Source organism: Rathayibacter sp. AY1A4 (genome assembly GCF_002930955.1).
Taxonomy (GTDB): Bacteria; Actinomycetota; Actinomycetes; order Actinomycetales; family Microbacteriaceae; genus Rathayibacter.
In genome coordinates this window covers 1-8,649 of sequence record NZ_PSTN01000049.1, presented here as the reverse complement: position 1 = coordinate 8,649, position 8,649 = coordinate 1, and the positions used below count along the sequence as shown (strand labels likewise).

The window sequence follows — 8,649 nt, the reverse complement described above, 5'->3', positions numbered from 1 at the left end:
CGCGCGGTGGTCGAGAACGGGAAGAACGTGGTCTGGCGCCAGGCGGCTCCGCCCGGCTCGGTCATGATCGGCGCGATCACGTTGACGAGCTGCGCGGGGTGGGCCGGGATCGCGGGCACCTCGGAGCCGATCGAGCCGGCTCCGGCCTGGACTGTGATGATCGCGGTGCCGACGTCGACCGTCTGGCCCTCGTCGACGAGCACGTCGACCACGGTGCCGCTGAACGGCGAGGGGAGCTCGACGAGCGACTTGGCGGTCTCGATCTCGACGAGGACCTGGTTGACGGCCACCTCGTCGCCGACCTTGACCTTCCAGGCCACGATCTCGGCCTCGGTGAGGCCCTCGCCGACGTCGGGGAGGAGGAACTGCTCTGTCATCGGGGGGACTCCTGTGGGCTCGTGCGGGCGGATGTCGCGCGCGTCAGTACGCGAGCGAGCGGTCGACGGCCTCGAGCACGCGGTCGACGTCGGGGAGGAAGAGCTTCTCGACCTTGGCGGGCGGGAAGGGGGTGTCGAAGCCGGCGACCCGGAGGACCGGCGCTTCCAGCGAGAAGAAGGCGCGCTCGGTGACGGTCGCCGCGATCTCGGAGCCGAGGCTCACGTTCGCGGACGCCTCCTGCGCGACGACGAGCCGACCGGTCCTGCGGACCGACGCGAGCAACGGCTCCCAGTCGATCGGGGAGAGTGAGCGCAGGTCGACGACCTCGACGCTCGTGCCCTCCTCGCCCGCGAGCTCGGCGGCCTGGAGGAGGACGGCGACCATCGGGCCCCAGCCGACCAGCGTGACCTCGGTGCCCGGGCGGACGACGCGGCTGGCGTGCAGCGGCGCGGCGGACCCGCTGAGGTCGACGTCGCCCTTGGGCCAGTAGCGGCTCTTGGGCTCGAAGAACATGACGGGGTCGTCCGAGGCGATGGCCTCCTGGATCATCCAGTAGGCGTCGTTGGGAGTCGACGGGCTGACCGCGCGCAGGCCCGCGGTGTGCGCGAAGTACGCCTCGTTGCTCTCCTGGTGGTGCTCGACCGCTCCGATGTGCCCGCCGTAGGGCACGCGGATGACGACGGGCATGGTGATCGCGCCCTCGTGGCGGTTGGTCATCTTGGCCAGCTGCGAGGTGATCTGGTCGAACGCCGGGTAGATGAACCCGTCGAACTGGATCTCGCAGACCGGGCGGAAGCCGCGCATCGCGAGCCCGATCGCGGTGCCGACGATGCCGGACTCGGCGAGCGGCGTGTCGAGCACGCGCTTCGCGCCGAACTCGGCGTGCAGGCCCTCGGTGATGCGGAAGACGCCGCCCAGGGGGCCGATGTCCTCGCCCATCAGGAGGACGCGGTCGTCCTGCGTCATCGCGCGGCGGAGGCCGGCGTTGAGCGCCTTGGCCATGGACATGGACTCGAGCTGCGACCCGGTGAGGGGCGGCTGCGCGGCCGTCGTGCTGGTGTCGATCGTCATCACTCGCCTCCAAACGATTCTTCGTAGCGCTGCAGCCACGCCTTCTGCTCCTCGACGAGCACGTGCGGCTCCGAGTAGACGTGGTCGAACATGACGCCCGTGGGCGGGACCTCGAGGGCGAGGAGGCGGCGGCGGATGTCGGACGCGAAGTCCTTCGCCTCCTCGTCGACCTCGTCGAAGAAGGACTGCTCCACGCCCTCGCTCCGCAGGAACGCGGCGAAGCGGGTGATCGGGTCCTTCGCGACCCACGAGGCGAGCTCGTCGTCGGTGCGGTACTTCGTCGGGTCGTCGCTCGAGGTGTGCGCGCCGATCCGGTACGTCAGCGCCTCGATGAACTGGGGACCGCCGCCGGAGCGCGCGTCCTGCAGGTGCTTGGCGGTGACCGCGTAGCTCGCGAGCACGTCGTTGCCGTCGATCTGCACGCCGGGGATGCCGAAGCCGGAGGAGCGGAGGTAGAGGGGGCTGCGCGACTGCGTGGCCACGGGGACCGAGATCGCGTAGTGGTTGTTCTGGAGGAAGAAGACCTCGGGAGCCTGGTAGCTCGCGGCGAAGACCATCGCCTCGCTGACGTCGCCCTGGCTGGAGGCGCCGTCGCCGAAGTAGACGACGACGGCCGCGTCCTTCTCGGGGTCGCCCGTGCCGGTCGCTCCGTCGAGGGTGAGGCCCATCGCGTAGCCGGTCGCGTGCAGGGCCTGCGAGCCGAGCACCAGCGTGTAGAGGTGGAAGTTCCCGTTCGTCGGGTCGGTCGGGTCCCAGCCGCCGTGCGTCGTGCCGCGCAGGAGCGCGAGGACGCCGAGCAGGTCGATGCCGCGGATCTTGCCGACGACGTGCTCGCGGTAGGAGGGGAACACGTGGTCCTGCGGGCGCATCGCGAACGCGGAGCCGACCTGCGCCGCCTCCTGCCCATGGCTCGGGACCCACAGTCCGAGCTGGCCCTGGCGCTGCAGGTTCGCGGCCTCGGTGTCGAAGCGGCGGACCACCGCCATCTCGCGGTAGAAGGAGCGGTGCTGCGCCTCGTCCACCCCGTCGAGGTAGGAGGCGTACTGCTCGGCCGCGGGGGTCGGCGAGAACCGCCCGTCCGCGGAGAGGAACTGGACAGTCGGCGACTCCGTGCTGGTGGCTACCACCCGACTAACCTATCCGTCTCGCGGGGTGGCCCTCGGGGAGGGAAGCCACAATCTCGGCCGCCGCGCTGAGGAGCTTGTCGACAGAGCGCGCCTCGCCGACGGAGACGCGGATCCCCTCCGGCGGGAACGCGCGGACCACGACCCCGGCGCGCTCGAAGACCTCGGCGGCCCGCGCCGTGTCCTCGCGGGTGTCGAACCAGAGGAAGTTCGCCTGCGACTCCGGGATCGTCCAGCCCTGGTCGAGCAGCGCCCGCCAGAGGTCGTCGCGGAGGCGGGTGATGCGGTGGACGCGCTCGAGGAGCTCCTCGCGGTGCTCGAGGGAGGCGACCGCCGCGGTCTCGGCGAACCGGGTGACCGAGAGCGGGATGGCGGTGGAGCGGGCGGCGTCGAGGATCCGCGCGTGGCCGATCGCGTAGCCGACGCGGAGGCCGGCGAGGCCGTACGCCTTGGAGAAGGTGCGGGCGATCACGAGGTTCGGGTAGCGGCCGAGCAGGCGGGTGCCGTCCACGGCCCGCTCGTCGTCGACGAACTCGGCGTAGGCCTCGTCGAGGAGCACGAGGACGTCTCCCGGGACGCGCTCGAGGAGCGCCTCGACGTCGTCGGCGGTGGCGACGGTGCCGGTGGGGTTGTTGGGGCTGCAGACGATCAGCAGGCGGGTGCGCTCGGTGACGGCCTGGGCCATGGCGTCGAGGTCGTGGGTGTCGTCGGCGCGGAGCGGCACGCGCACGCTGGTGGCGCCCGCGGTCGTGACGAGCGAGGGGTAGGCCTCGAACGAGCGCCAGGCGTAGACGACCTCGTCGCCCGGGCCCGCCGCCGCGGTGATCAGCTGGGCGATGACCGCGACGGAGCCGGCTCCGACGATCACCTCCTCGATCGGGACGCCGTACTCCGCGGCGAGCGCTGTGCGCAGGGCGGTCGCCGCCGCGTCCGGGTACCGGTTGAAGTCGTCCACCTCGCGGACCCGCGCGAGCACGGAGGGCAGCGGGTCGAACGGGTTCTCGTTGGAGGAGAGCTTGAAGGCGTCGGCGGCGGCCGCGCGGCCCTGCTTGTAGGCGGGGAGCGCCAGGATCTCGGGGCGGAGGCGGACGGGAGGCTCCTGCTGGTCGGTCACCCGCCCCATGCTAGGCGGCGCGGCGGCGGGCGCCCCGCCGTTCCGCGCGCGCCGTCCCCCGCCCTCGACGGGTGTGCGCCGGGCCCCCTTCCCACCGGTCGAGCGCCGTGGGTGCGGCCCGGAGGTGCGGCCGACCCGGGTCTCGGATGCGCGAACCGCCCCGCTGACCGGCGCCCACGGCGGCCGTCCCCCGATTAGGGTGCAGTGATGCGGAGTCGAGGGCGAGCCGAGCGGCGCGGGGGTGCGCGCCCGCTCCTCCGGGGCGCCACGGCCGCGATCGCCCTGCTCGTCGCCGCCGGCGCGCTCACCGGATGCACGCCCTCCGCGGAGGGCACACAGGCGACCCCGACTCTCCGGGAGACGTCCATCGACGTCGCCGCTCCCCCGGCCTACACCGCCGCGCGCGAGGCCGGCCTCGCGCTGCGGGACGACTCGCTCGCGCTCCTCACCGCGACGGACGGCACCGTCGCGGGCGCGGCCCGCACCGATCTGCTGGTGGCGATCGGAGCCCTGAACGCAGCGCTCGAGGGAGTCTCGGCCGACGCCATCACCACCGCGACGACCGCGGCCGGGGAGCAGCGGACGGCGCTGGCCGAGCGAGTGCTCGGCCTCGCCACGTCGACCCTCGCCTCCGGTCGCGGATCGACGTCCCGGCGGGCGGTGCTGACCGACGCGGTCGAGCAGCTCCGGAGCGCCCTCGCCTCGGGAGCCGCGGTCGCTCCGCTGGCCGTCGCCGTGATCGAGGCGCGCGAGCCGCTCATCCCGGAGCCGGGCAGCGGATTCGCTCCTCCCCCGCGCCCCGCGCCTCCCGCCGCTCCCCGGCCGACCAGTGCGCCCGAGCCGACCCAGGAGCCGACCGAGGCCCCGCAGCCGACGGCGGAGCCCCTGCCGCAGCCCGAGCCCACCGCGGTGCTCCCTCCGCGGACCTGCGCCGACGACCCTCGCCTCTGCACTCCTGCGCCCGAGCCGACCATCGGCGGGCCCCTCACCTGAGCCCCGGCTCGCGGCGCGCCCCGCCTGCGGGGATAGTGGAGGCATGAGCAGACTCCTCCTCGGCCTCCTGACCAACGCCGTCGCGATCTGGCTCACGACCCTGGTCGTGGCGGGCGTGCGCGTGGACCCGTACGAGGAGGGCCCCGCCGCGGCGGTCCTCACGTACCTGCTGGTCGCGGTGATCTTCGGCGTCGTCAACGCCGTCGTCGGCGGAGTGGTGCGGGTGGTCGCGTTCCCCCTGTACCTGCTGACGCTCGGCCTGGTCTCGTTCCTCGTCAACGGCCTCCTGCTGCTCCTGACCGCCTGGATCAGCGGCCTCTTCGGCTTCGGCCTCGTCGTGGACGGCTTCTGGTGGGGCGTGCTCGGCGCCCTCGTGCTCGCCCTGGTGAACTGGTTCATCGGCCTCCTCCTGCGCCCCTTCCTCCGCCGCCGTCAGGACTGACACCGCGGGCTCGGCAGTCAGCATCGGCCGCGCCGCCGCCGCCCGGGAGGCCGCGCGCGCCATCGGTGGACGGCGGCCGCGATCGGCCTGCTGTGGAGGAGCCGCGGTGCGCCATGATGGGCGGGTGACCCCCGACTCCCCTGCACCCTCGGCCTTCGCCGTGTGCTTCGTCTGCACCGGCAACATCTGCCGGTCGCCGATGGCCGAGGTGGTGCTGCGCTCCCTGGCGGAGCAGGCGGGGCTCGGCTCCGCGATCGAGATCAGCTCGGCCGGCACCGGCGAGTGGCACCTCGGCGAGCACGCCGACAGCCGCGCCCTCGCGGCGCTGGAGCGGCACGGCTTCGACGGGGGCCGCCACCGCGCGCAGCTCTTCGACCCGTCCCGCTTCGCCGAGTTCGACCTGGTCGTCGCGCTCGACCACGGGCACGAGCGCGCGCTGCGCTCCTGGGCGCGCACCGAGGTCGACCGGCAGAAGATCCGCCGCCTGCTCGACTTCGAGCCCGGCCTCTCCCCGCAGGGCGACGTCCCCGACCCCTACTATTCCGATGCGGCGGCGTTCGACTCGGTGCTCGCGCTCATCGAGCGCGCCTGCCGGGCCCTCTTCGCCCAGATCGAACCAGGACTGCGCGGCAACCGCTCGGTCCGCCCCGACTCCACCGACGCGCGCGCCGCACTCGCGCAGGACACCTGAGAACCGGAAGGCACCACCGCATGACCTCGCTCCCCACCCAGCCGCTGAGCCCCCTCGACGGCCGCTACAGCGGTGCCGTCTCGTCGCTCGGCGAGTACCTCTCGGAGGCGGGGCTGAACCGCGCGCGTGTGCACGTCGAGGTCGAGTGGCTGCTGGCGCTGACCGACCGCCGCCTCTTCGGCTCCGAGCCCGTCGACGCGGCGACCGCCGAGGAGCTGCGCCGCCGCGCCCGCGACTTCGGCCAGCCCGAGATCGACGAGCTGGCGACCCTCGAGGCCCGCACCCGCCACGACGTGAAGGCCGTGGAGTACCTCGTCCGCCAGTGGCTCGAGGAGCTGGGCCTGCAGCGCATCGCCGAGCTCACCCACTTCGCCGCCACCAGCGAGGACATCAACAACCTCTCCTACGCGATCGTGGTCCGCCAGGCCGTCGGCGAGATCTGGCTGCCGAAGCTGCGCTCGGTCGTCGCGTCGCTCCGGGAGCTGGCCGTCCGCTACCGCGACGAGTCGATGCTCAGCCGCACCCACGGCCAGCCCGCGACCCCGACCACGATGGGCAAGGAGTTCGCCGTCTACGCGTACCGGCTCGAGCGGGTCGTCGCGCAGATCGAGGCGACGGAGTACCTGGGCAAGTTCAGCGGAGCGACGGGCACGTTCGCCGCGCACCTCGCCGCCGACCCCGGCACCGACTGGCCCGCCCTCGCGGAGGAGTTCGTCACCTCCCTCGGCCTCGTCTTCAACCCGCTGACCACCCAGATCGAGTCGCACGACTGGCAGGCCGAGCTCTACGGCAGGGCCGCGCACGCGAACCGCATCCTGCACAACGTCTGCACCGATGTCTGGACCTACATCTCGCTCGGCTACTTCCGGCAGATCCCCCAGGCCGGGGCGACCGGCTCGTCCACGATGCCGCACAAGATCAACCCGATCCGCTTCGAGAACGCCGAGGCGAACCTCGAGCTCTCCAGCGCCCTGCTCGACTCGCTCGCGCAGACCCTGGTCACCTCGCGCCTCCAGCGCGACCTCACCGACTCGACCACGCAGCGCAACATCGGCGTCGCGTTCGGCCACTCCCTCCTCGCCCTCGACAACATCGCCCGCGGCCTGCTCGAGATCGACCTCGACCCGACCGCCCTCGCCGCCGACCTCGACGGCAACTGGGAGGTGCTGGCCGAGGCGATCCAGACGGTGATCCGCGCAGAGGTGGCGGCCGGCCGCTCCTCGATCACCGACCCGTACGCGCTGCTGAAGGACCTGACCCGCGGCAAGCGCCTCGGTGCCGACGACCTCGCCGTCTTCGTGCAGGGTCTCGACATCGGCGACGCGGCGAAGGAGCGCCTGCTGGCGCTGACGCCGGGCGGCTACACGGGCCTCGCCTCGTCGCTGGTCGACCGCCTGAGCTGATCCGCCGGGCAGCGAGCGCGCGGGTGCCGCCGTCCTCGAGAGCGAGCACTCCGACTCCTGCGTGCTCGCGGCGGCGCGGTCGACGGCGGCGCGATGTCGGGGGTCGCACCTAGCGTCGGCGGCATGTCAGCGTGCGCGATCGGAGGGTGCGCGTCCTCGGCCGAGACGGGCGCCCCCCTCGCGCTCTGCGCGGCGCACCTCGGGCTCGCGCACGACTGGGTCGCCCGCGAGGACGGCGTGATCGACGCCCTGCCCTCGCCGTGCGCGGCGTGCGGGTCCCGCCTGGGCGTCCGGCTCCCCTCCGCCTGGCTCTGCGCCGCCTGCGAGTGGCGGCTCGGCGATGCTCCCGACGGCGAGCTCCCGCCGCCCCGGGTCGACGTCGTCTACTACATCCGCTTCGGCGAGCGGATCAAGATCGGCACCAGCGGCAATCCCCGGCAGCGCCTCCACCGGCTCCGGCACGAGGAGCTCCTCGCGTTCGAGCGCGGCGGGCGAGCACTCGAGCAGCATCGGCACGCCCAGTTCGCCGACGAGCGCCTGGAGCGCACCGAGTGGTTCGCGCGCAGCCCCGTGCTCGACGCCCACATCGAGACCGTGCGCGCCGGGGAGCCCGACCCCTGGGCCCTGCACCGCCGCTGGCGCAGCGAGGCGCTGGCCCTGCGGCTCTGACGCGTCGGCTGCGAGCGGGCGGCTGCGACTCGACCGCTCCGACTCGCCGGTTCCCACGCGACGGTTCCCGCTCGCCGGCACTGCGTCCGCGGGTCCCGTTCCGCCGAGCCGGACACCTGCACGGAGCGACGGGGAGGGAGCGACGGGGAGGGAGCGACGGGGGCGGGTCCCGGAGGACCGTCCCGCAGCCGCCGCGCGACGCGCTCAGCGCCCCCAGGCGTCGACGAGCAGCGGACCGCGGACATCGCGGAGCCGGTCGACCAGACGGTCCGCCAGCGCGGCCGTGACTCCCGTGGCGACCAGGTCGTGGGGGCCGAGCGGCAGCAGCTTCCCCGTGCGGATGCGCACCACCTCCCATCCGGCGGAGCGGAGCGCGCGGTCCTTCCGCCGGTCGGCCTCCTCGCGGTGCCCGACGTGCTCGAGTCCGTGACGGCCGGTGGAGTCGTACTCGATCGCGACGCGCAGCTCGCCGAGCACCAGGTCGGGCCACGCCTCGCAGTGCTCGAAGAACGGCCGCGCGAGACGCACCGCCGTGTGCGCCGGATCGAAGACGAGCCGCTCGGCGAGGAGCGCCCGGAGCCGGGCCTCGACGGCGGAGGCGGGAGGAGGCGCGCACCGGCTCGCGAAGGGCTCGCCGACGGGGAGGTCCGGCGTCTTCGGGCACACGCGGGCGGGCCGGGCTCGGGAGCGCGCCGCGCGGGCGGATAGACCCTTCCGCCGCGCATGCTGATGGAGCAGCCCGGAGGGCGTCTCGAGATCCCGCC

General features: G+C 73.6%; 9 protein-coding genes and 1 pseudogene. 5 read left to right on the top strand and 5 right to left on the bottom strand.

Features of this window, described 5'->3' with window-relative positions:
• The 4 genes from C5B92_RS16665 to hisC all read right to left on the bottom strand — a co-directional run.
• The coding region (locus C5B92_RS16665; protein ID WP_308471290.1) for a biotin/lipoyl-containing protein at positions 1–377 on the bottom strand (377 nt) is incomplete at its 3' end.
• Between the two features lie 43 nt (positions 378–420).
• On the bottom strand, positions 421–1,386 hold the full coding sequence (locus tag C5B92_RS16660) for an alpha-ketoacid dehydrogenase subunit beta (protein ID WP_181028888.1): 966 nt from the start codon (positions 1,384–1,386) through the stop codon (positions 421–423).
• Positions 1,387–1,448: 62 nt separating this feature from the next.
• Positions 1,449–2,576, bottom strand: coding sequence for a thiamine pyrophosphate-dependent dehydrogenase E1 component subunit alpha (locus C5B92_RS16655; RefSeq protein WP_104226633.1), 1,128 nt, complete (start codon positions 2,574–2,576; stop codon positions 1,449–1,451).
• Positions 2,577–2,580: 4 nt separating this feature from the next.
• Positions 2,581–3,696, bottom strand: a complete 1,116-nt coding sequence (hisC, locus tag C5B92_RS16650; RefSeq protein WP_104226632.1) for a histidinol-phosphate transaminase — start codon at positions 3,694–3,696, stop codon at positions 2,581–2,583.
• Between the two features lie 198 nt (positions 3,697–3,894).
• Between hisC and C5B92_RS16645 the strand changes: the two genes are divergently transcribed.
• From C5B92_RS16645 to C5B92_RS16625, 5 genes are all read left to right on the top strand, one after another.
• Positions 3,895–4,680: a hypothetical protein gene (locus tag C5B92_RS16645; RefSeq protein ID WP_146079384.1), complete on the top strand. Its 786-nt coding sequence runs from the start codon at positions 3,895–3,897 to the stop codon at positions 4,678–4,680.
• Positions 4,681–4,723: 43 nt separating this feature from the next.
• On the top strand, positions 4,724–5,122 hold the full coding sequence (locus C5B92_RS16640; protein ID WP_104275851.1) for a phage holin family protein: 399 nt from the start codon (positions 4,724–4,726) through the stop codon (positions 5,120–5,122).
• 124 nt (positions 5,123–5,246) lie between these two features.
• Complete coding sequence (locus tag C5B92_RS16635) at positions 5,247–5,813, top strand: low molecular weight protein-tyrosine-phosphatase (RefSeq protein ID WP_181027248.1); 567 nt, start codon at positions 5,247–5,249, stop codon at positions 5,811–5,813.
• A gap of 20 nt (positions 5,814–5,833) precedes the next feature.
• Positions 5,834–7,216, top strand: a complete 1,383-nt coding sequence (gene purB / locus C5B92_RS16630) for an adenylosuccinate lyase (protein WP_104256441.1) — start codon at positions 5,834–5,836, stop codon at positions 7,214–7,216.
• A 123-nt stretch (positions 7,217–7,339) separates the two neighbouring features.
• Complete coding sequence (locus C5B92_RS16625; protein WP_104274485.1) at positions 7,340–7,885, top strand: GIY-YIG nuclease family protein; 546 nt, start codon at positions 7,340–7,342, stop codon at positions 7,883–7,885.
• Positions 7,886–8,089: 204 nt separating this feature from the next.
• Here the strand turns inward: C5B92_RS16625 and C5B92_RS16620 are convergent.
• Positions 8,090–8,649: pseudogene (locus C5B92_RS16620) on the bottom strand (hypothetical protein); the annotation flags it as partial.